Annotated in this window: 25 protein-coding genes and 1 other RNA gene; 9 read left to right on the top strand and 17 right to left on the bottom strand. The window is 33.9% G+C overall.

The genetic code is table 11. The features are described 5' to 3' along the window. Positions 1-126 precede the first annotated feature (126 nt). Together Q73A0000_RS11045 and Q73A0000_RS11050 are read left to right on the top strand one after the other, a co-directional pair. Positions 127-879, top strand: coding sequence for a glycosyltransferase family 2 protein (locus Q73A0000_RS11045; RefSeq protein WP_193810997.1), 753 nt, complete (start codon positions 127-129; stop codon positions 877-879). Beyond that, positions 879-1490 carry a deoxyuridine 5'-triphosphate nucleotidohydrolase gene (locus Q73A0000_RS11050; RefSeq protein WP_193810998.1) on the top strand — a complete coding sequence of 204 codons (612 nt, stop codon included), beginning with the start codon at positions 879-881 and terminating at the stop codon, positions 1488-1490. Before Q73A0000_RS11045 ends, Q73A0000_RS11050 begins: the two co-directional genes overlap by 1 nt. A gap of 182 nt (positions 1491-1672) precedes the next feature. Here Q73A0000_RS11050 and Q73A0000_RS11055 read toward each other — a convergent pair whose 3' ends face one another. The 5 genes from Q73A0000_RS11055 to Q73A0000_RS11075 form a co-directional block, all read right to left on the bottom strand. Beyond that, complete coding sequence (locus tag Q73A0000_RS11055; protein WP_193810999.1) at positions 1673-2908, bottom strand: 3-deoxy-D-manno-octulosonic acid transferase; 1236 nt, start codon at positions 2906-2908, stop codon at positions 1673-1675. Continuing rightward, the gene (locus Q73A0000_RS11060) at positions 2908-3393 is read right to left on the bottom strand and encodes a hypothetical protein (protein ID WP_193811000.1); all 486 of its coding nucleotides are present in this window, start codon (positions 3391-3393) and stop codon (positions 2908-2910) included. Before Q73A0000_RS11060 ends, Q73A0000_RS11055 begins: the two co-directional genes overlap by 1 nt. Before the next feature lie 48 nt (positions 3394-3441). Further along, complete coding sequence (locus tag Q73A0000_RS11065; protein ID WP_193811001.1) at positions 3442-4152, bottom strand: C40 family peptidase; 711 nt, start codon at positions 4150-4152, stop codon at positions 3442-3444. A 15-nt stretch (positions 4153-4167) separates the two neighbouring features. Further along, positions 4168-4815, bottom strand: coding sequence for an O-methyltransferase (locus Q73A0000_RS11070; protein WP_193811002.1), 648 nt, complete (start codon positions 4813-4815; stop codon positions 4168-4170). Positions 4816-4916: 101 nt separating this feature from the next. Continuing rightward, complete coding sequence (locus Q73A0000_RS11075) at positions 4917-5753, bottom strand: flagellar motor protein MotB (RefSeq protein ID WP_193811003.1); 837 nt, start codon at positions 5751-5753, stop codon at positions 4917-4919. Between the two features lie 89 nt (positions 5754-5842). On the opposite strand from Q73A0000_RS11075, the gene tilS reads away from it, so the two are divergent. From tilS to Q73A0000_RS11090, 3 genes are all read left to right on the top strand, one after another. Beyond that, positions 5843-7144 carry a tRNA lysidine(34) synthetase TilS gene (tilS, locus tag Q73A0000_RS11080; protein ID WP_244140732.1) on the top strand — a complete coding sequence of 434 codons (1302 nt, stop codon included), beginning with the start codon at positions 5843-5845 and terminating at the stop codon, positions 7142-7144. Positions 7145-7187: 43 nt separating this feature from the next. After that, positions 7188-9257: a protein-disulfide reductase DsbD family protein gene (locus Q73A0000_RS11085; protein ID WP_193811004.1), complete on the top strand. Its 2070-nt coding sequence runs from the start codon at positions 7188-7190 to the stop codon at positions 9255-9257. 206 nt (positions 9258-9463) lie between these two features. Then, entirely contained in the window at positions 9464-10267 is an 804-nt protein-coding gene (locus Q73A0000_RS11090) for an alpha/beta hydrolase family protein (protein WP_193811005.1), read from the top strand. A 118-nt stretch (positions 10268-10385) separates the two neighbouring features. Here Q73A0000_RS11090 and Q73A0000_RS11095 read toward each other — a convergent pair whose 3' ends face one another. The 5 genes from Q73A0000_RS11095 to Q73A0000_RS11115 all read right to left on the bottom strand — a co-directional run bounded on the left by Q73A0000_RS11095 (position 10386) and on the right by Q73A0000_RS11115 (position 13483). Next, positions 10386-10532: a hypothetical protein gene (locus tag Q73A0000_RS11095; protein ID WP_193811006.1), complete on the bottom strand. Its 147-nt coding sequence runs from the start codon at positions 10530-10532 to the stop codon at positions 10386-10388. Further along, complete coding sequence (locus tag Q73A0000_RS11100) at positions 10516-11103, bottom strand: zeta toxin family protein (protein ID WP_193811007.1); 588 nt, start codon at positions 11101-11103, stop codon at positions 10516-10518. Before Q73A0000_RS11100 ends, Q73A0000_RS11095 begins: the two co-directional genes overlap by 17 nt. A gap of 117 nt (positions 11104-11220) precedes the next feature. Next, complete coding sequence (locus Q73A0000_RS11105; protein WP_193811008.1) at positions 11221-11946, bottom strand: AAA family ATPase; 726 nt, start codon at positions 11944-11946, stop codon at positions 11221-11223. Between the two features lie 385 nt (positions 11947-12331). Further along, a complete protein-coding gene (locus tag Q73A0000_RS11110; RefSeq protein ID WP_193811009.1) occupies positions 12332-12838 on the bottom strand; it encodes a hypothetical protein in 507 nt (168 codons plus the stop codon). Between the two features lie 117 nt (positions 12839-12955). Continuing rightward, complete coding sequence (locus Q73A0000_RS11115; RefSeq protein ID WP_193811010.1) at positions 12956-13483, bottom strand: hypothetical protein; 528 nt, start codon at positions 13481-13483, stop codon at positions 12956-12958. Positions 13484-13671: 188 nt separating this feature from the next. Between Q73A0000_RS11115 and Q73A0000_RS11120 the strand changes: the two genes are divergently transcribed. Both Q73A0000_RS11120 and Q73A0000_RS11125 read left to right on the top strand, forming a co-directional pair. Then, positions 13672-13893 carry a PspC family transcriptional regulator gene (locus Q73A0000_RS11120; protein ID WP_193811011.1) on the top strand — a complete coding sequence of 74 codons (222 nt, stop codon included), beginning with the start codon at positions 13672-13674 and terminating at the stop codon, positions 13891-13893. Between the two features lie 106 nt (positions 13894-13999). Then, positions 14000-14512 (top strand): GNAT family N-acetyltransferase, encoded by a 513-nt coding sequence (locus Q73A0000_RS11125; RefSeq protein WP_193811012.1) that lies wholly within the window; start codon positions 14000-14002, stop codon positions 14510-14512. 38 nt (positions 14513-14550) lie between these two features. Here the strand turns inward: Q73A0000_RS11125 and Q73A0000_RS11130 are convergent, their stop codons facing one another. From Q73A0000_RS11130 to Q73A0000_RS11150, 5 genes are all read right to left on the bottom strand, one after another. Further along, positions 14551-15282 carry an SIMPL domain-containing protein gene (locus Q73A0000_RS11130; protein ID WP_193811013.1) on the bottom strand — a complete coding sequence of 244 codons (732 nt, stop codon included), beginning with the start codon at positions 15280-15282 and terminating at the stop codon, positions 14551-14553. A gap of 258 nt (positions 15283-15540) precedes the next feature. After that, the gene (locus tag Q73A0000_RS11135; RefSeq protein ID WP_193811014.1) at positions 15541-15960 is read right to left on the bottom strand and encodes a hypothetical protein; all 420 of its coding nucleotides are present in this window, start codon (positions 15958-15960) and stop codon (positions 15541-15543) included. Beyond that, entirely contained in the window at positions 15926-16303 is a 378-nt protein-coding gene (locus Q73A0000_RS11140; protein ID WP_193811015.1) for a carboxypeptidase-like regulatory domain-containing protein, read from the bottom strand. Before Q73A0000_RS11140 ends, Q73A0000_RS11135 begins: the two co-directional genes overlap by 35 nt. Positions 16304-16314: 11 nt before the next feature. Continuing rightward, on the bottom strand, positions 16315-17079 hold the full coding sequence (locus Q73A0000_RS11145; protein ID WP_193811016.1) for a carboxypeptidase-like regulatory domain-containing protein: 765 nt from the start codon (positions 17077-17079) through the stop codon (positions 16315-16317). Continuing rightward, positions 17079-17876, bottom strand: coding sequence for a carboxypeptidase regulatory-like domain-containing protein (locus Q73A0000_RS11150; RefSeq protein WP_193811017.1), 798 nt, complete (start codon positions 17874-17876; stop codon positions 17079-17081). Before Q73A0000_RS11150 ends, Q73A0000_RS11145 begins: the two co-directional genes overlap by 1 nt. A gap of 777 nt (positions 17877-18653) precedes the next feature. Between Q73A0000_RS11150 and ssrA the strand changes: the two genes are divergently transcribed. Beyond that, positions 18654-19052, top strand: a transfer-messenger RNA (tmRNA) gene (gene ssrA, locus Q73A0000_RS11155). 63 nt (positions 19053-19115) lie between these two features. Here ssrA and Q73A0000_RS11160 read toward each other — a convergent pair. Further along, positions 19116-19793, bottom strand: a complete 678-nt coding sequence (locus Q73A0000_RS11160; protein WP_193811018.1) for an HNH endonuclease — start codon at positions 19791-19793, stop codon at positions 19116-19118. A gap of 168 nt (positions 19794-19961) precedes the next feature. Here Q73A0000_RS11160 and Q73A0000_RS11165 point away from each other — a divergent pair, with 168 nt between their 5' ends. Then, positions 19962-20219 carry a hypothetical protein gene (locus tag Q73A0000_RS11165; protein ID WP_193811019.1) on the top strand — a complete coding sequence of 86 codons (258 nt, stop codon included), beginning with the start codon at positions 19962-19964 and terminating at the stop codon, positions 20217-20219. Positions 20220-20330: 111 nt separating this feature from the next. Here Q73A0000_RS11165 and Q73A0000_RS11170 read toward each other — a convergent pair whose 3' ends face one another. Next, a complete protein-coding gene (locus Q73A0000_RS11170) occupies positions 20331-21929 on the bottom strand; it encodes an MFS transporter (RefSeq protein ID WP_193811020.1) in 1599 nt (532 codons plus the stop codon). Positions 21930-21937: the final 8 nt, after the last annotated feature.

Raw genomic sequence — 21937 nt, forward strand, 5'->3', positions numbered from 1 at the left:
TGTCAATCCCGAAATTTCGGGATTAAACTTCAACAAAGTGATTAAAGCACAAATTTAAGGTTTTGAAATGAATTTTTGAATGAAACAAATAATCGTAAATTTGTAATACTAAAGTTTAAAAACACAATGCCCGAAGTTTCGATTATCACGCCTTGCTATAATTCCTCGAAGTTTTTAGAGAAGACTATTCAATCCGTTTTAAATCAAAAACTTACGGATTGGGAATGGCTGATCACTGACGATTGCTCGTCGGACGATTCTATTGAAATTATTAAGAACATCAATGATCCTCGAATTATCCTGACCATCGCAAAAAAAAATGGTGGCGCCGGACATGCCCGAAATTTATCTTTAGAAAAAGCTACAGGGAAATTCATTACATTCTTAGATGCCGATGATTATTGGGAACCGGACTTTTTAGAGGAAATGGTTTCATTTATGAAAAAGGAGAAAGCAGAACTCGTCTATTCTAACTACGCAAGATGTGATGAAAACTTAAATCCTAAGATTGCAGATTTTGAAGCGGACAAAGAAGTAACTTTTGATAACTTGTTGAAAACTTGCCGTTTATCTTTATTAAGTTCAATGTACGATTCTGAAAGAGTTGGTAAAGAATTTTTTCCAGCCGGAAGCAAACGCGAAGATCACGTGATGTGGCTGAATTTATTAAAGAAAATCCCCGTCGGAAAACCACTTCCGAAAACGATGGCAAAATACAGAATGCACGCAAGCAGTATTTCCCGAAAAAAGACGAACATTATGAAAGACCAATATTTGGTTTATAAAGATCACATGAATTTCTCTACCTTAAAATCTTGGTATTATACTGCGAATTGGGCATTGAACGGATTTATGAAATATTCAAAAATATTTAATTAATGGAATATTCGAAGGAATTTAAAGAGGCAATATCAAATTTTACTTCTGGTGAAAAAGATAAACTGATTATTCGTTTGCTTAAAAAAGACCGGATTTTATCACATCGACTTTATTTCGAGTTGATCGATCCCGAAACGGCAGATGATAAACGAAATCAAATGCAAGCTTTAGTTAAAGAAGAAGTTTCAATTGCAGCAAAAAAATTCGGACGAACTAAATATTTCTTACCAGCGATTCGAAAAATTAGCGCAAAAATCACAGAACACGTTAAAATTACGACGGACAAATTGGGAGAAGTTTCCTTAACAATGCTATTGGTGAGCGAAACATTAGAACACGCACCGAAAACTGGCGATCATTATAAACTATATATCTATCTTCTTAATAAGATCTTCCGTTCTTTAGTTTTAACTAAAAAATTAGATCCTGATTATTATTTAGATCTAAGAGAAAGTTTTGAAGAAGTTCATCAACAAATTGTAAAGAATAAAAGCTTAGAAGATTTGACCCTTCATAATGGATTATTCCTAAGTTGGATTGATCCTGAAAATATTCCTGATAATATTGATTTACTCCTGAAAGGAATTAAGGCAGAAGGTTTATTGAAGTAAAACGAAGCTGAGAACTACATCTGTTTTTTGAATTGATTTTTATAAATTAAACCATCTTTCATTACAAATTTTTACTATTCAAAAACGTAATTCCATCCAATGGATTTTCCGGCAGTGCAGTAACATCGGCAAAATTTTTAGTTTTATTAAAATAGAAAAGGTTTAAATAAGGCCTAATCTTATTAATTTTTACAAATCTTTTGAAAGACAAAATCAGAAGCATTCGGTTGAGAATCAATAAAATTCTTCGCATTATCACCCATTTTAAGACGATAATTTTCATCTTTTAACAAACTTAAAATATAAGGCGCTGCGAAAAATTCATCTTCAAAAGATTTTCCTCCATTTTTGGCAACGAGTTCATCAGCTTCCGGATTCTTGGTATATTGATCTCCGAAGAAAACAGGAATTCCGAATGTTGCTGCTTCCAGAATGTTATGAAGTCCTTTCGAATGAAAACCTCCGCCTACAATCGCTAAATCTCCGTATGAATACAATTTAGAAAGCAAGCCAATACAATCAATAATCAGCACTTTTACATTTAAGAATCGCAAGGATTGTTTGTCCGTAATCTGAGAATAAAGAATCGCTGTTGGAAATAATGTTTTCAAATGAGCCACTCTTTTTAAATCGTGTGGCGCAATAATTATCTTCACCTCTTTATTTTTTGCGAGGATAATTTCTGCCAACCGTTCTTCAGCTTCCCAGGAACTTCCAAAAACAATCGTCGTGTGATCCAGTTTAAATTCATCAATAAACTCCACCGTATTATCTCGGTCGCGCAGTTTTTTCACACGGTCAAATCGAGTATCACCAGCTGTTACAGAATTTTTCAATCCTATTCCTTTCGCCAAGGCCGTAGAATGCTGAGTTTGGTGAAAAAAGAAATCTACATTTTTCTTCAATTGTTTCACGAACCAACTTCCGTACACTTTAAAGAAAATTTGTGTTTCATAAAACAACGCAGAAACAACATATATTTTTGCGCCCTGATTTTTTAGTTCTTCTAAAAGATGATACCAATAATCATATTTAACAGTGAAGAAAATATCCGTTTTAAAATTTGAAGTAAACTCTTTTACCCATTTTTCAGTATCAAATGGAAGATAACAAACGACGTCTGCAATCGTAGCTTTTTTAATCACATTATCATATCCTGACGGTGAGAAAAAAGTAACTAAAATCTTATGAGTTGGATATTGACCCTTTAGTTTTTCTAAGACCGGAAGTCCCTGTTCATATTCGCCTAAACTTGCGGCATGCATCCAAATAATTTTATCCTCCTTCGAAAATTTCGCTTTTACCAAATCACAACTTTGCCTTCTTCCTGCTAAACCTTTTTTTAATTTATAATTAAAAACTGCGCCAATTCTCATGGTGGAAATCAGCAAACGAATGAAGAGATTGTATAAAAACATTAATTGGTAGCGTTTTGAGAACTGGTTCTTTTAGAAATAACATATGAATAGATCATCATTGCGATGACGCCCAGAAAAAGAACAACGATTATATAACTGGTAACTGGACTTAAAACTTCATTTTTCTCTAAGGCGATTGCAATACTTTCGTAAGTAATAAAGGTTAAAAGAAGCATGATAATTAAATGGAAAATACTCACAATTCTCTCCGCGTTTTTTGAATCATCTCTACTATTCTCAGGCATTTTTAATAAAGGAGAATTGATGTTTTTCGTTAGGTAAAAAATTAACAAATAAACGAAAGTAGCAACTCCAGCAAAAAACCAAATCATCATTCGAGGTACATATAAATTAGGTTTTCCGTCCCAATCAAAGTAAACAGGAACTTTAAGTGGCAAATTCCGATAATTCATAAAAATATAATCCCAGATCAATATCAAAAGAACAAATGAAACAATCTTGAGGTAAAAGGGTAATTTCTTCATGATGATTCTAAATAAATACGAAGGCCTAAATTAGGCATTATATTTTTTTTAAAAGTTACTGCGTAAAAATCGCAGTTTATGAGTGTGTTTATTGAGTTCTTTGTTAAAAATTCCGGTGGAATCTAAAGAGTCAATTCTAACCTTTCCGGAAGCGTGGATTATTTCCTGATCATTAAGCATCATTCCAACGTGGGTAATCTTTCCTTCCTCATTTTCAAAAAAGGCTAAATCGCCAGGTTTACTTTCTTCAACGAAACTTAAGACTTCGCCGATTTCTGATTGTTGCTGAGCTTCTCTTGGTAAAGAAATTCCGTGAACTTTATAAATCAATTGTACGAATCCGCTACAATCAATTCCGAAAAAACTTCTGCCACTCCAGAGATAAGGAATGTTTAGAAATTGTTTAGCGGTTTCTGAAATAGTTTCGACGTTTAAAAATAAAGGTTCTGTTTTTTCAGAATTCACTTCACTTCCCATGGACAATAAGATGGCACCTTGTGAAGTGTTATACATTTGAATCGGATTCAATACCAATTCAGTTTTTCTTTCAAGAAAATATTCTTCGGAGATTTCAGAAATCTGTTGTGCATCAATCCAACCTTCATAACCATCAAAATCCATTTTGACCTTGATGAACTTTCCTTTAGTTTCAAGAATATCAACGGTTTCTCCATATAGAAGTTGCGAAGTCATTTCTGACTGATGAGATTGCTCTGCGCGAATTGCAGCCACCGAAACTGTACAAATTCCTTTGTTCATCGTTATTCCTAAAGTTTATTTTTTTCTGATTAAATGAAGTCCGTCGCGCAAAGGTAAAATAACATTTTCGAAATCTTCATCTTTTGAAGCCATCTCATTAAGTTCTTTGATTATTTGCGTGGATTTTTGCTTCGGATCTTCTTCCAAAACTTTTCCGTACCACAATACATTATCAAAAAGGACGATCGCTCCACTTTTTATTCTGGGCTTTATTAAATTAAAATATTCTACATAATTTTCTTTGTCGGCATCGATGAAAACGAAATCGAAAACCTCCTCAGTTTCTTTTAAAAACACTTTTGCATCTTTTAACTGAAAATCAATCTGCCCTGAATATTCACTTTCCTGAAAATACTTTTTCGGTAAATAAGACAGTTCTTCATTAATATCTAAAGTCGTTATTTTCCCATCTTTAGATAAACCTTCTACTAAACACAAAGTCGCATAACCGGTAAAAGTTCCAATCTCCAGAATATTTTTAGGATTGCTCATTTTAGACAAAATCGATAAAAGTCGTCCTTGCAGATAACCGGAAATCATGTGAGGCTGCGTGGTTTTTTGAAAAGTTTCTCTTCGTAATCTTTTCAAAATCTCAGGTTCCGCCGAAGTATGATTTTCTAAATAGCGATCCATCTCTGGACATTGTTCTTCAAAAAAACTCATGTAGTATTAATTTAAGTCAAATTTAAGCATTTAAAATAAAAAAAGCGCTGTTAGAACATGAAGCTCTAACAGCGCTGAATAGATATCTAAAAGATAATCGCTTAGTTTTTCACTGGAGCAATATCCATTAATTTCATAAACTCATCAAGCTTAGGCATAATGATGATTTCTGTTCTTCTGTTCTCTGTTCTTCCAGAAACTGACGCGTTGGTCGTTTTCGGGTTGTACTCGCTTCGTCCACCAGCAGTAATTCTCGCTGGGTTAACACCGAATTTTGTTTGAAGAACTTTCGCCATTGAAGTTGCTCTCAAGGCAGATAGATCCCAGTTGTCTTTTGGCACATTAGTAGAGTTCAATGGAACATTATCAGTGTTACCTTCGATCAATACAGAATAAGTATCGTAGTCATTAATTACTTTCGCTACTTTTCCTAATACATCTTGAGCCGCTGGTAAAATGTTATAATCTCCTGTTTTGTACAACATGTTGTCAGACAAAGAAATCATTACCACTCCTTTTAACACTTTTACCTGCACATCACCATCAGCGATATTATCCAAAGAACGTTTCAGTTTATTAGATAAAGCCAAGTTCAAACTGTCATTTTTAGAATTGGTAGAAATCAACTGTTTGATATATTTGTTCGAAGAATTAATCTCTCCAATCAATTTATCAATATTGGCCGAACCTTTTCCACTGTTAGACAAACAAGCATCTAGTGAAGATTTCAAAGCATCATTCTGACCTTTTAGTAAAACGTTTTCGCTTGCTAAACCAGAATTCAACCCTTTCAAATCCTGAATCTCACGTTGTCTTTCCCCAACATTAGTGATACATTGATTGTAATTGGTATTCAATGCATCAAATTGCTTCTTGCTCACACAAGAAGTCATCAATACTGCCATTCCTAAAACGGCTCCTATTTTTCCGATATTCATAATAATCTTTTTATTGCGCCAAAAATAGAGATTTCATTTTGAACAGAAGAATTATCTTTGCTAAATATTCCTTAAAAAAACCTTAAAAATTGCTTAATTTAAAGACTTTTCGGCATTGTATAGCAGGACTTTACGCTGATTACAGAAATGCAAAATTTCTGCTTGCAATAAGTGGTGGCGCTGATTCTATGGTCTTGCTTCATTTATTTAAATCTTCGGATCTACAATTTGAAGTTGCTCATATTAACTACAAACTTCGTGGAGTTGATTCTGATGCTGATCAAAAGATTGTGGAGGAATTTTGCAAACAAAATAATATTCCTTTTCATCTCTATCAAGTTTCTGGAAAAGATAACAAACCGAAAAATTCAATTCAAGATTGGGCGAGAATTATTCGTTATGATTTCTTTCGAAAAATTCAGCAAGAGGAGAATTTAAATTTTATTGCTACTGCGCATCATTTAAATGATCAACTGGAAACTTTTATTATTCATCTTTCAAAAGCTTCCGGGATTAAAGGTTTGAGTGGGATTCCCGCTGACGAAAATGAAATCCTTCGTCCGCTTCTTGGTTTTTCTAAACAAGAGATTTATGACTTTGCTAAAGAAAATGAAATTGAATTCCGGGAAGATCTATCCAATCAAAAAAGTGATTATTTAAGGAATAAAATTCGACATGAAATTGTTCCTAAATTGATGGAAATCAATGAACACTTTTTAGAAAACTTTGGTAAAAGCATTTCGTTTTTGAATCAAACTAAAAACTTCGTTGATGAAAAAGTTTCAGACATTGAAAAAGAAATCATCATTAACAATGAAGATTATTTAGTCATTAATAAAGAGCTCTTTTTGAATCAAAGTGATTTTATTCAATTTGAAATCTTGAGGAAATATGGATTTAATGATGTTGAAGAAATTGTAAAAATCAAAAAAGCTGAAACTGGAAAGAAATTTATTTCCAGTGAATATGAATTAATGATTGATCGCGAAATTTTCACCATTCAAAAAATTGCAAATGAAGTTGAAAAAGTAAATGATGAGGAAATTACGTTGATCATTAATTCAGAAAACCAAATCATTTTCCCCGAAAACATTAAGAACGAAATCAAAGAATTAGGACGTTTTAATTGGAAAATTGACGCTGAAAAAACGCTATTACCTTTAAAGTTAAGACGTAAAAAAGTAGGCGATTTATTCCATCCCATTGGAATGATAGGTAAAAAGAAGATCTCAAAATTTTGTAAGGATGAAAAAATCACTATTTTAGCCCAGCAAAAAACCTGGCTTTTATGCGATCGAAATGACGACATTTTAGGAGTAATTCCTTTTCGCCAGGACCGAAGATTCGCGGCATCAAAAGAAAGTTCAGAAATCATAAAAGTAAAATTATAGCGTTCGTTAAAGCAAACAAATTGCTAAAAAGTAAAAAGTAAAAATGAAATTTAAAAATTGGTTTATCCTCATTGTCTTATTTCTCTTTCAAGGAGTTACTGCACAAATCAAAGATCCTGTAAAATTCAAATATCAAATTAATTCGTTAGCAAATAATGAATTTGAAGCGGTTTTAACTGCCACGATGGAGAAAGACTGGCATATTTATTCTCAAGATTTACCAGAAGATTCAGGAATTCCAACTGAAATGAAACTAAGTTCCAAAGACGGAATCACCCTCATCGGAAAAGTTATAGAAGTTGGTAAAAAACACGATGAATTTTCTGAAGCTTTCGGTGCTCAGATCATTTATTATTCTGACAAAGTTTTATTTAAACAGAAATTCAAATTAAAAAACAACGCAAAACCGGCCAATGTAGCTGCAGAGATTACTTATCAAACCTGTAATGACCGCGTTTGTCTGGCTCCGAACACTTTAGAATTCGAACAAAAAGTAACCTCAACTGCAATCGCAGAATCAGTTGTTACACCAGAAGAAACCGTTGCAGCACCAATTGCTGGCGAAAATGCAGATAGTGTAAAAGCTACTAACGTTGAAGAAACCACAATTACTGGACCAGTTGCAACCGTTCAGGAAGGATTAAAAGTAGCATCTATTGATTTCGCACATCCAGAAACAGATTGTGGAATTGCTCAGGAGCAAAATTCAGAAAACTTCTGGACGTATTTATTATTAGGATTTTTCGGAGGATTAATTGCATTGTTGACGCCGTGCGTTTTCCCAATGATTCCTTTAACTGTTTCTTTCTTTACTAAAGGTTCGAAAGATAAAGCGAAAGGAAAAAGAGATGCGTTTATTTACGGATTTTTCATCTTATTAATCTTCGTTTTATTAAGTGTTCCTTTCCATATTATTGATGGAATTGCCGGAAACGTATTTAATCAAATCTCGACAAGTGTTGGGTTGAACATTGCATTCTTTATCATTTTCATCTTCTTCGCCGGAAGTTTCTTCGGTTATTACGATATTACATTGCCAAGTGCAATTGCGAATAAATCTTCGAAAGCAGAAGATGCTGGTGGAATTATCGGAATCTTCTTTATGGCTTTAACTTTGGTTATCGTTTCATTCTCTTGTACAGGACCAATCTTGGGAAGTTTATTAGGAAGTTCTCTTACAGGTTCAGCAAACATTCCAATGTTGTTGACTTTTGCATTAGCAGGATTTGGATTTTCGTGGGCAATCGTTTTCGGATTGCTAGCTTTATTTCCACAAGCATTGCAAAGCTTACCAAAATCTGGTGGGTGGATGAATACCGTGAAAGTTTTCTTAGGATTTATCGAATTAGGTTTGGCTTTAAAATTCTTATCAAAAGCGGATTTAGTATCAAAAACCTTCTTCTTAAAAAGAGAATTGTTTATCATCATCTGGATTTTAATTTCAATTGGATTAGTTCTTTATTTATTCGGAAAAATCAGATTCCCACACGATGATAAAAATGCTAAAATCTCAATAAGCAGAAAAATAATCGGAGCTTTAGGAATTGGTTTTGTCATCTATTTAATTCAAGGATTATTCCCAGGAGAAAGACCGAAACTTCAATACTTAAGCGGAATTTTGCCTCCAATCAATGTGAGTTATATTCACGATGAAAAAGACGGAATTTTAGGAATGCATCCTGAACATGATTATTTCAAAGCAATTGAATTAGCGAAAAAAGAAAACAAACCGATGTTGGTCGACTTCACAGGTTACGGTTGTGAAAACTGTCGTAAAATGGAAGAATTCGTTTGGAGTGAACCAGATATTTTACCAATTCTACAAAACGAAGTTATTCTTGTTTCTTTATATGTTGATGACAAAGAAGCGTTGCCAGAAAGCGAGCAAACTTCTGTTGACATGGGGAATGGACAAAAGAAAAAAGTAAAAACGATTGGTGATAAATGGAGTTTGTTCCAGCAAATTAATTTCAATAATAATTCGCAACCGCATTATGTTTTGATTTCTCCAGATGGAAAAGTAATCAATACACCGGTTTCCGGTTATATGCCGAAAGAGGATTTCAAAGCGTTCCTGGAATGTGGAATTGCTTATTTTAAGAAAGGGAAATAGTTTGTGGACTAATAGATAATAGACAAAAAGATAATAGACTTTTAGTCTTGATATAAAAATACCCGGCAGTGATTGTCGGTTATTTTTTTTGGTTAAAATAGAATTGGTTTTTCTTAAAATACGGTTCGGAAATAAAATTTCACCATTCAGTATAATTTTTTTCTAGAGAGTTGCGAAAGTAATTTACTTTTACAAAAATATTTAAGATGAAAACTAAATTATTACTACTGCTTTTATTGGTTACTAAAGTGCTTTTCGTTCATGCTCAAATGGATGATAAGTTCTACTTTCCAAGTAAAGTATTAAAACCAATTGAATGGGAAAATCCGGAAAATTTAAAATTCGCGGTTGAAAATGACACGATTACTGGTGTCCTTTTAAAACCCAATCAAAAAGCGAAAGCAACCATCTTCTATTTTCATGGTGCTGGTGGAAACATCAGTTCTTACGCACCGATTCTTACGCCTTTGCTGAAAGATAATTATCAGGTTGTATTAATCGATTTCCGTGGATATGGAAAATCAACCGGTACGCCAATGCATAAAAACATCGCAGAAGATGGAGAAAAGTTTTTTAATGAACTTGTAAAAAGAAACGATATAAAAAATACAAAAATCATTATTTATGGCGCTTCCATAGGAACTCAGGTTGCAACGCTTTTAGCAAAAAACCATCAAGATCAAATTAAAGGATTAGTACTTGAAGGAACGGTTTCTTCTTTTGGCGATATTGCGGCAGTTTACGCACCTGAATATAAAGATTTTCTGGAAAATAATTTTGTTTCGCCGTATTCAGCGAAAGAAGATATAAAATCAGTTACTAAAATTCCGAAATTGATTATTCACAGCAAGGAAGATAAAGATGTTCCTTTTACAGAAGGAATGCTGGTTTTTAATAACGCATCTGAGTCGAAAGAATTTATAGAATTCAGTGGTGAACATTTATATGCATTGAAATATGAAAGCGCGAAAATTTTGGCGAGCTTGAATAAAATGGTTTCTGTGAAATAGACGAAAAGATAATGGACGGATAGATAATAGACTTTGAAAGTTTTCATAAAAATAACCGGCAGAGATTGTCGGTTATTTTTGGGATATATTTATTTTTTTACAAAAAAGCGGAGACTATTTACAGTTTAATTTTAACAATTTTATCTCCTTTCATGATGGCGATTTCACCGTTATTTTTTCTTTTAACCTCAACCATTTTGTCATAGGATTTTTTAAGCCCTTTTATAATTTTATTTTTCCGTTCTATTTTATCTTGTTTTGTCATGGTAATTTTTTAATTCGTTAAATTTTTCTTGATTGACAATATTGACTTTCTCACCCAAATATTTCTCAGCAATTAATTGATGGTTTCCTTCTGAATTATCGAAAATCAAAACCTGATCCATAATTGAAAGATAGATATCAAATAAGTTATTGATTCCATTCAAATATCTTCTCTCAATAATATCACTCGGAATATTATGCCCACCTTCTTCTACTCTAATTTTTACACGTTCTTTTGCTAGTTCTACATTATTAAGCCAGAAGAAAAGCAAAATCGTATTATACCCTTTTAGTTTTGCTTTTACAATTCTTTGCTTATATGTTCTTGATGCCAAAGTTGCTTCAAATGCAAAATTTTCATCATTTTCAAAGAGTTCATCTATCCGTTTGAGCATAATCCTACCCGCTTCAAAAGCAACTTTTTCCGGTTGAAACGGCGATAAACCTTTTGCAATTTCATCTGCATTTACAAATTCTTTACATTCAAGAATTTCAGGTAAAATAGTAAATGACGCTGTGGTTTTCCCAGCACCATTGCAGCCTGCAATTACATAAAGATTTTTTTCACTCATTATTACAAATTTACATTAATTTTAAATGAAATAAAGATTTATTAAAATTCTACTTTTTAAATAAATTCAATCTAAACACTCTCATTCCAATAATAACTATCGGGATGAATTCTATTTCTAAATTGATTTAAGATTTTTTTCTTCTCGTTCTAATTTCTCAATCAGTGCAGATTTCATTTTGGTAAAAGCATAATCTTTGGCTTCGGCAAAAGAGATATTGTATTGTCGTTCGAAGTTTTGCATCTCTGCTGGGAACGGTTTTAAAATCTTATCATAATAGGTATCTAAAATACCGGAACTTGGCATTTCGAAATTGATGCGCAATTGAAAACGTCGTAATAAAGCAAGATCAATAATTTCAGCATGATTGGTCGCGGCGATCAATAACGCGTTTGCTGGATAATAATCGATGAGTTGAATAATGGTGTTGACCAATCTCCGCATTTCGCCCACATCTTTGTCATCGCTTCCTCTTTCTTTTCCGATTTGATCGAATTCATCCAGGAAGAGAACGGCTTTTTCACGCGCTGCTTTATCGAAAACCTGTTTGATGTTCTGGGAAGTTTCGCCGATTCTGGAACAAACGATATTACTTAAGTTTAGAATTAAAATGGGTTTGCCAAGTGCATTGGCAATTGCTTTTGCGGTGGTAGTTTTTCCACAACCTGAATGTCCTTGTAAAAGAATTTTATTGTTGACCGGCAATCCGTATTTCGTTAATTCTTCAACATACCTGTATTCTTTGATGAGTTGCTGAATATTTTGGTGATTGTATTTATTCAGGAAAACATCTTCTAAAGAAACTACTTCTTTGTCATTGATAATAAGGTCGAATACATTCATGAGTGCAAATTTCTAAGTACAAATTTAGGGAAGAAATGTGAGATTGGATTACAGGAGGTAATGATAAATATTATGTGCACGGATTTCCACAGATTTCCACAGATAATTCCTTTTTCTAGATCTTACAATCGTCGAGTTATATTGATATAACTTTATAAAAAGGACACATTTAGATTTTTTAAAAGGTCCGTGAAATCTGTTTTAAAAAAAATAACCAACATTAAATGCTGGTTATTTTGAATGGATATAGGAATGTTATTCTAGCCCGGATGGAAGTGGAAATCCTTTTTTTTGCTCGTTGTTAAACGAGACAAAAAAAGATTGTAACGGACAGCCGGACCGGAGTTCGTAAGAAGCGCAAATCGTGTTGCTCCTAAAAAATAAATTAGTTCGTAATTGGAAGGCTGCTAAATCCAATCGAAGTTTTCACCGAAATATCAGAAGTTGGCGACTGTTTCAACACGTAAACCAATCTCTGCTGCACACTACCCGATTTCATCATTTTATCTAAAACTTGGTTAGAGTTGATATCTAAGGCGAGTGAATTCCCTACATTATCAGGAATATCTTCTCTGGAAGCAACCAAAACTTCATTGCTGCCGTTATTCGAAAGATACACTTTTACCGATTTGAAAAGTCCAACACTGGTACTTGAATTCACAGAAATCGTGGCATTTGAAACGCGAATATCTTTCACATTTGCACCAGAACCCGTGAGTTGATTAATACTTTGAGCGGCAGAAACATTGGACAAAACAGTATTTGCTGGCGAACCTGAAGTTACCAAAACCGTGGCGTTATAAGGAAAGGTATTTTGTAAAATCGAAGAAACCGTGGAACAACTTGCAAGAGTCGCAGTGGCAACGATTGCTGATAAAAACATATTTTTCATATAGTAGTAGTTTAGTTAATTAAAGTCCGTTATTCAGAAACTGTACCAACGGCATGTTTTAACATAAGATTAACGTTCAGCTTCGATGGAAAAACAGGTTTGAATTTTTCAATACTGCTATTTTAAGTTAATCGTAAATTTTCCTTTTGTGTCGCCCGAAGCCATATTGCTTTTACCGATAAGGAGCCAGATTTCACCATTTTCTTTTATATCGTAGTTGATATCTCGTCCGAAAGGTCCGTCGTAATCACCCTTGGCTAGTTTGATTTGATTAAAACGGATATTCATTTGTGGATTTTCGGGCGTAATTTTACCATCGATTTTCTTTCCGGTAAAGTTTTCTATTTTCAAAACCATTTGTTGGTCGGGCTTGGTAAATTCATCAGCAATCGTAAGTGGAATCATGTCTGCCTGAATTGTTTTAATGATTTTATTTCCTTCAATAATTCTGGATGTTTTGAAGGATTCTTTTAAAGCATTATTTTCATCAATAGAAACGTTTCCGTTTGCGGCGGAGTCCATTTTATTATCAATATTATCATCTGAAAGAATGACTGAATCATGCTTTGCCGTATTTTCCGATACCGCTTCTTTTTTGGTGCAAGACATTAATAATAACGGGAGAATTACAAGTAATTTTTTCATTTTGGGTAGATTTGGTTGTTACTAAAAATTCATCAGCTTTTTAACAAATTATGGAAAGCTAAAATTATTCCGTAAAATTAAATCAAATGAGCAGATTCAGAATACAAGGATTTGCTGAATAATAAATAAGTTCAGAATTTTTTAAAAGTAAGTTTCGTATCTTTGAATTTCTAAAAAACGCTCTACAAATGCTGGATAACCTAAGACATAAAATGGAAAAACAATGGTTTGGAGTACTCACGAGAATGGGCGCCAAATTGGGAATTCCGGTTTCTAAACTCCGTGTTTTTTTCATCTACTCTACTTTTGCGACAGCAGGAGTTTTCTTTCTTGTTTATTTGGGATTGGCTTTTACGCTGTGGATTAAAGACATGTTTATCACGAGACGACCAAGCGTTTTTGACTTATGATTCGATGATGTATTCAATATAATCTCCCGAATTTAATCGGTAAATTATTCCCTATTATATCGGCATCCAGACACAACGATTGGATTAAAAAATATATAAAATTACTATGATTTGGTTTGAAGAATTACAGACGCGCAAAAAACTTTCAAGAATTTACGTTGCTTATGAAACAACTTTTCCGGAAGATGAACGACGAGATGAAGACCAATTTTTAGCCCTGTTAGATAATCCCGACAGTTTTATTTATGCCTTAAAGAACGATGAAACTCACGTTGGCTATGTCATTCTGTGGAAATTAGAAAACTGTCATTATTTAGAACATTTTGAAGTTTTCGAAGAATTTCGGAACTTAAAATTAGGTTCACAGATTTTAACAGAACTAAAGGATAAATTTGGAGACATCGTTTTAGAATCCGAACCGAGTCACTTAGATGAAATGGCGGAAAGAAGAATTAATTTCTATTTAAGAAATGGCTTCTCGATTATTTCCGAAGATTATATTCAACCAAGTTATGGCCCAGGAAAAAATTCGATGAATTTATTTATTCTCAGCAATTTTGCGGTTGACAACGTGAAAGAGATTGAGACAGAATTGCACTCTAAAGTTTATCAATTTTAAAATCTTTGACGGAGTTTAAACTTTGACGAAGTGATTTTTTAATCTACCTCATATTCCAACTTAATCGTAATACTCGCTTCTTTGTCTTTGGAAGAAGTATTAAATGTTCCACCGTAAGAATATTCTTCTGTAGAATTGGGAGCAGTGATTTGAGTAACTCCCATCGTGGCTTTCTTTAGATTCCCCAATTTTGCACCGGCGTTTTCGGCAATTTTTTCTGCGCGTTGTTTGGCATCTTTTGTTGCATCAGCAATCATTTGTTGTTTTACACTTCCCAGTTTGGTGTAGAAATAATTCGGTGGTGAAGAAGTAAATTCAATTCCTAAATTAATAATTTCAGTAATATTTCTTGAAAGGTTTTCCACTTTTGCCACATCTTTGCTGTCAATAGAAACCGTTTGTGAAAGTTGATACCCTGCAAAAGTCTGCGTACTTCTTCCGTTAGCGTCGGTTCCGTAATTGAACTGTTTCTGAATATCAACCGCTGAGAAAACCATTTGATCTTTTGCAATTCCTTTTGATACTAAATAATTTTCAATAACTTTTTTATCGTTTGCTAATTCGTCGTAAGCAGTTTTAAGTTCGAAACTATTGCGCGAGAAGTTTCCGCTCCAGGCTATCAAATCTGACGTGAATTTATTGGACCCCAAACCAGTTACCGAAATGGTGTTTTCTGATTTATTTCTGTTTTTAATGGCGCTTCCTAAAAAGGCAAGTCCAATAATAAAACCAGCGGACGCAATGGCGATAGCGATTATATTTTTATTCATTTGTTTGTGTTTTGTAAGTGTTTTATGCAACATTATTTATCAGGATTAAAGATAGTAATAAATTATTTTCTTTAAAGCAAAAGAGACTAAAAGGAAAATGTTTAAAAATATCTTTCATCAAAAGTTTGCAAAAGAAGTATTTCAATATTAAAAATCCTTCGGAAATTTTAATATATTATAACTTACCTCTGTTTTACGATCAAGTAAAGAATCTCTATTATCAAAGTGCTAAATGAAATACAGAAACTAAAAGTACAGTCATTTCTTTTTCTTCTTCTGAGCTGGATTGTTCGGTAGATTTTCACGATAAGGTTCTACCTTTTTATAACTTTCATTAATAAAACGGGAAAGATCAAATGGGGAACAAATCCCACGAAAGAGAATTTCTTTTCGGTCAAAATTTCTAAAAATGTAATAAATAAAAGGTTGAATTTCCGAATTCTTAAGTTTTAAATCATCGGTGAAAAAATCTTGCCCAATACTTTCGATCAGGGATTTCATAAAATCAATATCATCCCATTGGTTTACTGGTCTACCTACAGAAAACCCTGGTCCAATTGGTTGAACAAATTCACCAGGTTTAGATGCCAAAACTTCAGGTGTAGATTGTGACCGAATATATTTTACGGTCTCTGATTTTAATTTAGCAACCGATTTTGTGTCGCCATAATTTTTCACATCTTTTCCTAAATTTCCCGTTGGCTGCTGAACAATTCACTTCTTCTATTTCGTGGGAATTTCTAATAATTATGATTGTAAAAGGAATATTAAAATCTTGTGAAGTCACCACTTTTAAGTTTCTCTCATATCCTCTTCTGACGAAACGCAATTCATCGTTTGATGAAGCAGAGATTGTAAATTCGCCAGCGAGATTAGTGTAGATTTTCTGTTCGGTTTTCATATTAAAAACCAGAACTTCAGGAATTAGATTTTGATCTTCATCGGTTACGATTCCTGAAACCTGTTGTGAAAATAATCGCGAGGAAAAGCAGATTATGAAAATGATGTAAATTCGATTCATCAAAAACTCGTTTAACGTTTAAGATATTGAGGAAGCGTTTCTTCTAAAATAAAAAGTATTTTTGAGAGATTTCGGGCTTTGATGTATTTATTGATTTCGGGTTTTACGCCGATTGAAAACTGGAGAAACTCTGGAATTTTATCTTGTGAAATTTCCATTTTGGTAAAATATTCATCACCGACTTTTCCCCTAATCCATTCTACATTATCTTGAAGATCTTCATATTTATATAACTGGCGCATTCTTCGTGCATCACCCGAAACATTTTTGTACAAAGTGAAAAAATTCAAATTACTCCGTACAAACTTAAGCACTCCAACTTGCTCTACGGTTGGCGGTGGCGTTTCTCTTGGTTTTTCTGGTGGTCCGGGAACGCCAACTTCTCTTTGAAGGTTCGCCACTTTATCGAACTTTGTTAAATTTCTAGCGTCTTGATTCAGATCACCAGTTAATCGAACTGCGGCAACTTTTACTTCTTCAATGTCTTGAACGCTCCGAATAATAGTGATTGAAAAAGGAGTATAAAAATCTTGTGAATTAACAATTTTAGAACTTCTTTCAAAACCTTGGCGGATGAATCGCAATTCATTGTTTTGAGAAGCATCAATGGTAAATTCACCATTAAGATTGGTGTAGGCTTTCTGTTCCGTTCTCATATTAAAAACTAAAACTGCGGGAATTGGATTTTGATCTTCATCGGTTACTGTTCCCGAAACTTTCTGAGAAAATAACGAGGTAGAGAAAGAGAGAACGAGTAATAAAAATATTCGAATCATTAAGAACCGACTTTGTGTGTTTTGATATATTCTTTGTAGGCTAATTTCATTGCAATATCGATGGCCGAAATATCAAAGTTTTTGCGGTATAATTTTGCTAAAGAATAATTTTGATCAGCGTAAATAAGAAAATGGTCGATTTGTTCTTCATCAAAACCACGGGAAGTATAGAAGCTCATATCCATAGTGTTTTTTATGCGGCGATAAAACGCTTGGGTTTCAGCGTAATTTGGCGTAGTTATGGGTGGATTCTTGGCTTTCTTGATTAATCCAAATACTGCTGAAGCGATTCCTAAAATATTGACTTGTCCTGCATTATAATTGGGAGCGGCAAAGGCGGAAGGTACAGAAAGTTTTGGTGCAACATCTGTCGGCGGTGTCATCATATAAGCTTTCATGGTTGAGTTTAAAGCAACAACTCTTTTTGATGGATCTAAAGTTTTGATATCTTTTTCTAAATTTCCGGTCGCTTGAAATTTCAATTCAATCTCTGCAATATCGTAAGGTGACTTTGTCAGCAAGATATTTAAAGGTTCTGAAAAATTCTGAGCTGAAATTTTAGAAGAGATTCTGTCGTACCCACTTTTTATAAATCGAAGTTCATCGGTTGGTTTGGCTGCAATAGTAAAGTTTCCCTCTTTATCGGACAATACTTTTTCATCGGTTCTGGTATTGAAGATGACGACATTTTGCAAAGCAGCATCAAATTCGGAGCTTACTTTTCCCGTAATGTATTGCTGCGAAAAGGCAGTAATTGACGCAATGAAAAATAAGAGAAATAGTAGTTTTGTTTTCATTCATGTTATTTAGGTAAATATAATTGGATATTGGGTTGGTTTTGGGTTTTTGAATTTTAGGAGTGGATAGTTTAACCTGCTTTAACGGGTTTTATGATTTTTTTAGAAATTTTCATTTTGGTTTTTGTTAAAATATCAAATAAATCTTAGCTAATTATTGTTGTTTTTTTAACGCAAAGACGCAAAGGTTTTTGAGAAATACAATGCTGAATAACGAACGCAAGGGCGTTTCACTTAGCAAAGGGCACAATTTTTTTTTAAACACAAATAGCACTAATGGTTTCTCACGAATGTCACAAATGATGATTCGGTTGGTTTGTGTTTTTTTAGTGTGAATTTTTTTTAGAGATTCGATGTGGGAATTATAAACATAAAGTTTTGTATTTAGCAAAGTATGGTAGGAAATTTTAGTTGAATTAAACCTTGTCACGTTTTTGAATCGTGACAAGGTTGAGCGAAGTGCAAGTTAGGATAAGGGAATTTTGGGGACATTGGAAATTGCTGAAACTTGTGGATCTTAAAAAGATTGGTGAAGAAGCGGGATCTCGCGTAAGGGATTATCTCTCTTCTATTTATTTTTATTTTTTGAGTCGATGAATACTTCTTATTTGCAGAGGAATTGCGAGGGAAAGCCCGATCTTTTTTTTGGTCATTTGCGAGCAAAGCGAGTGCTAATCACCAGAAAAAGGTTACGCCCACACTTCGACTCCGCTCAATGTAAAAATGATTTTAATTTTAGAACTATTTTTGTTTATCTTTGTGGTCTTACAAAAACATGGGGTTGACTGGTTTCGACAGCAAGATCGATGGGTAAGTAAGCATGCAGAGAACCGTAGCGCGATCTCTTTAATCCCTTGCTGCAAACTTTTAACTGGCAACCAAGAGTTCGCTCTTGCAGCTTAATCTGAATAAAGTAGGATTCAAGCGCTCTCCCGAAGATAGTAAGGAGGCAAGATGTCTCGCAAATGCTCCGTTCTGCGGCGTTTGATTCTGAGGCATAGCAATGCAGAAATAAGTCTCGAAAGACTTCGGTTCGGGATCGAAAACTAAAGAAGTTAAGTTGTAAATTGGGTGTCTGTACTCTGTTTACAGTCGAAAATTAATTGCAGAATAAGCATGTAGAAATCTTATGTGTTGCTTGTTTGGACGAGGGTTCGAATCCCTCCAACTCCACATTTAAAAAAAATAACTCACTGAAATCCAGTGAGTTGTTTTTATTTGCATTACCATTCATAATCATCATTTCGGTAAAGGAATCTTTTTATTTAAACAATAATTAATAAAGCTGCTGTTTTCGATAACTTCAAATGCTTTACACTTTGCTGAATCCAATGAAATATATTTCTCTCTACTTTTTTTTCCGTGGATAGTCAAAAAATAAACATTATCAATCTCTTCAATTTTTATCTCAAATAAATTCTTAAAAATTCTGTTCTCACTCAAAAAAGATTTCCACCTAGAAGATTTTAAAAAGTTACGTTTCCTTATTTCAAATCTTTTAACTGAATCAATTTTATTAGAAGCGAGATTTGAATCCGTTAGGTTGTCACAACATTGTCTTCCAACTTGCATAAACCCCCAATTTTCGTGATGTATATGAAAAGCAAATCTCATTTGATTTCCACATTTATCACATTCACCATTTAAGCCACCCAAATCTTCATCGCATAAATACTCCCAACCAAAATTCGGCATTATAATTCCATGTTGTCTTGCGTGGCATCCTCTGCATAAAGTTATGCAGTAAGATGGTGAATATTCCCAAGGCTTCCTTCCCGTAATATATTTTTTATGATGAACCTGCAAAATGACTTCTAAGTTATTTCTATTGCAGTGCGCACATTTGTAACCATCAGATTCAATAATGCATTCACGAAACAGTTTCCAAGATTCACTTTTGTAACTTTGATTTTTCATTTGTTTAAATACTTTAAGTTATATTTTAGAAGAAATTCGAATCAGTAACTACCTGACTTTCTTTTGATCGGACTAAACTAAAATAAATCTACTATACAAAAATGGAAAACAAATAAATAATTCTATTACAAATTTTGACCTAAATAAGATCTTAAAAATTGCTAATTGATGAAATCAAAAAAATACTTTAGCAAATATTACAAAGGAGAAAAACAACCTCCGCAAACCCTTTCTCAAAAAGGGGTATTTTTCTGGGATTACGAAAAATCATTCTACAAATCCAATCCAAATCCAACGAAAGAAGAATTTGAAGAATGGTTGCAAGATTTACTGCGTAATTATTTGCCCTACAAAATGATGAGTGGACCACTACAAGATGAAGAGCAAGCAATTCAACAATGGAAAAGGGAATACGAAAACTCCTAAACTATTTAAAATGGCAGAAAAGTATCTTATGAGAAATTACGAAATAGATCTGAACTGATTTTTCTTAAATTCATATCATCAACACGAAGCTGACTTCCCAAAATAGATCAACTACACATCCATATAAGTCATCTGATATTTGTTTTTTTCTGAAACATAATGAACATTCAAAACCTTTAAGAACAAAACCAAAATAGCGAGCGCAATACTTATCGCGGCCAGGAGGTAATAAACATTTTGCGCACTCATAATCAATGCCTCTTTGTAGATCATATTGTGTAGCGTACCTTGAGCAAGCTGCTCAGCCTGATCCAAACTGCTGCCAGATTTTAAATTGGATGACACTAGACTTTTCCATAATCCCGAAACTCGGTAATCATCCATTCCAAATTGGGCGGAAACGATATCGTATTCTTTTTGCTTAAAATAATTGAAACTGTCGAGCCACAAAGCGCTGGTAATCGGTGCTGCAATAACGGATCGGGAAATAATGGAGAAGAAAGCCCGGTGGGTATTGTCGGCTTGAACAAGATTAACCGAAGCATAATAAGACAGCGACGTAATACTGATACCATAAGCTGCTCCCCGAAGCATCATCGGAATCAGGAAAAAAGTACTGTTTTCTTCGGGATAAAAGAACCGAGCGGTGTACAAATAATAGATTGCAAATAAAGCAAAGCCAACAAAAAGACTTTCGCGGACACGGTGTACTTTATGAAGCCAAATCCCTGTAAGAGGAATAAATATGACAAAAGAAATAATAAGATAAAGATTCGTGGCCGCAACATAGGAATCAGTATATCCTAGATTTACTTTCATAAATTCGGTGGAAATACTGAACGTATTATAAATGAAGAACAAGGCAATCATTAATGCGACGCCAACTCTCACATGACTGTATTTTGCCAAAACTCTAACATCGACATAAGGTCTTCGGACAATTAGCATCCTGATCGTCCAAAGCACATATCCAACAATTGAGGCAGCGAGTATAAGTCGAATCGTATTATCTTGAAGCCAGTACAACCGTTCACCAAAAATGCAGACATAGGAAAGACCCAAACTTGAAGCAATAAATAGAAAGTATCCGAGCCAATCGATCTGGTATAAGGGATATTTTTTTTCTATTCTTCTTGTGTGCATTAAAACAACAACGATGAGAAAGCTTACAAAAATTCCGGGAAGGCTGATTAGAAAAGTATATTTCCAGGAGTAACTTTGCAAAAGAACCGCAACCCAATAGGAATAAAGCTGACTTAAACTGAACGATAATGCGTAATACATTCCGTACATCAATCCCCGGCTGTTTGTTGGATTAAATTTTTTCAGAAAAAGACCCAGACAGGTCATCAGGCAAACCATTTTGACACTTGAAAGCAGAAAATTAACGACGAACAGCTGCAGATTATTTTTAGTAAAAACCGAAATCACGAGTAGAATCAGTTCCAGAGAAATGCAGAGAAGCAAAAGCTGTCTTTTACGGAAATAGCGCAAAAAACGACCAATTAATGGATAAGCACTTGCACTTCCGACAACACCGCCATAATAAATGAATTGAATGGCATCTTTTTCATCGCCCAAAAATGAAGTAACCATAGCGATTGCATTCGCAGGAATTCCACTGATCATGATTTGTGAGCAGACCAAAAGAATGATACAAACCTTTTCAACCCAATCCGGAACAGGTTCGTGAAATATCGAATTTTCCATAACGATCC

This window comes from Kaistella flava (ex Peng et al. 2021) (assembly GCF_015191005.1).
Classification (GTDB): Bacteria; Bacteroidota; Bacteroidia; order Flavobacteriales; family Weeksellaceae; genus Kaistella; species Kaistella flava.

Bases quoted from the DNA above. Each gene is read 5' to 3' on its own strand.
- Q73A0000_RS11070 (WP_193811002.1), bottom strand. From the start codon at position 4,815: ATGAGTTTTTTTGAAGAACAATGTCCAGAGATGGATCGCTATTTAGAA.
- Q73A0000_RS11110 (WP_193811009.1), bottom strand. From the start codon at position 12,838: ATGAAAAATATGTTTTTATCAGCAATCGTTGCCACTGCGACTCTTGCA.
- Q73A0000_RS11170 (WP_193811020.1), bottom strand. From the start codon at position 21,929: ATGGAAAATTCGATATTTCACGAACCTGTTCCGGATTGGGTTGAAAAG.
- Q73A0000_RS11065 (WP_193811001.1), bottom strand. From the start codon at position 4,152: ATGAACAAAGGAATTTGTACAGTTTCGGTGGCTGCAATTCGCGCAGAG.
- Q73A0000_RS11125 (WP_193811012.1), top strand. From the start codon at position 14,000: ATGATTTGGTTTGAAGAATTACAGACGCGCAAAAAACTTTCAAGAATT.
- Q73A0000_RS11100 (WP_193811007.1), bottom strand. From the start codon at position 11,103: ATGAGTGAAAAAAATCTTTATGTAATTGCAGGCTGCAATGGTGCTGGG.
- Q73A0000_RS11095 (WP_193811006.1), bottom strand. From the start codon at position 10,532: ATGACAAAACAAGATAAAATAGAACGGAAAAATAAAATTATAAAAGGG.
- Q73A0000_RS11150 (WP_193811017.1), bottom strand. From the start codon at position 17,876: ATGAAAACAAAACTACTATTTCTCTTATTTTTCATTGCGTCAATTACT.
- Q73A0000_RS11160 (WP_193811018.1), bottom strand. From the start codon at position 19,793: ATGAAAAATCAAAGTTACAAAAGTGAATCTTGGAAACTGTTTCGTGAA.
- Q73A0000_RS11120 (WP_193811011.1), top strand. From the start codon at position 13,672: ATGCTGGATAACCTAAGACATAAAATGGAAAAACAATGGTTTGGAGTA.
- Q73A0000_RS11105 (WP_193811008.1), bottom strand. From the start codon at position 11,946: ATGAATGTATTCGACCTTATTATCAATGACAAAGAAGTAGTTTCTTTA.
- Q73A0000_RS11045 (WP_193810997.1), top strand. From the start codon at position 127: ATGCCCGAAGTTTCGATTATCACGCCTTGCTATAATTCCTCGAAGTTT.
- Q73A0000_RS11115 (WP_193811010.1), bottom strand. From the start codon at position 13,483: ATGAAAAAATTACTTGTAATTCTCCCGTTATTATTAATGTCTTGCACC.
- Q73A0000_RS11085 (WP_193811004.1), top strand. From the start codon at position 7,188: ATGAAATTTAAAAATTGGTTTATCCTCATTGTCTTATTTCTCTTTCAA.
- Q73A0000_RS11130 (WP_193811013.1), bottom strand. From the start codon at position 15,282: ATGAATAAAAATATAATCGCTATCGCCATTGCGTCCGCTGGTTTTATT.
- Q73A0000_RS11165 (WP_193811019.1), top strand. From the start codon at position 19,962: ATGAAATCAAAAAAATACTTTAGCAAATATTACAAAGGAGAAAAACAA.
- Q73A0000_RS11050 (WP_193810998.1), top strand. From the start codon at position 879: ATGGAATATTCGAAGGAATTTAAAGAGGCAATATCAAATTTTACTTCT.
- Q73A0000_RS11055 (WP_193810999.1), bottom strand. From the start codon at position 2,908: ATGTTTTTATACAATCTCTTCATTCGTTTGCTGATTTCCACCATGAGA.
- Q73A0000_RS11060 (WP_193811000.1), bottom strand. From the start codon at position 3,393: ATGAAGAAATTACCCTTTTACCTCAAGATTGTTTCATTTGTTCTTTTG.
- Q73A0000_RS11075 (WP_193811003.1), bottom strand. From the start codon at position 5,753: ATGAATATCGGAAAAATAGGAGCCGTTTTAGGAATGGCAGTATTGATG.
- Q73A0000_RS11090 (WP_193811005.1), top strand. From the start codon at position 9,464: ATGAAAACTAAATTATTACTACTGCTTTTATTGGTTACTAAAGTGCTT.
- Q73A0000_RS11140 (WP_193811015.1), bottom strand. From the start codon at position 16,303: ATGAATCGAATTTACATCATTTTCATAATCTGCTTTTCCTCGCGATTA.
- Q73A0000_RS11145 (WP_193811016.1), bottom strand. From the start codon at position 17,079: ATGATTCGAATATTTTTATTACTCGTTCTCTCTTTCTCTACCTCGTTA.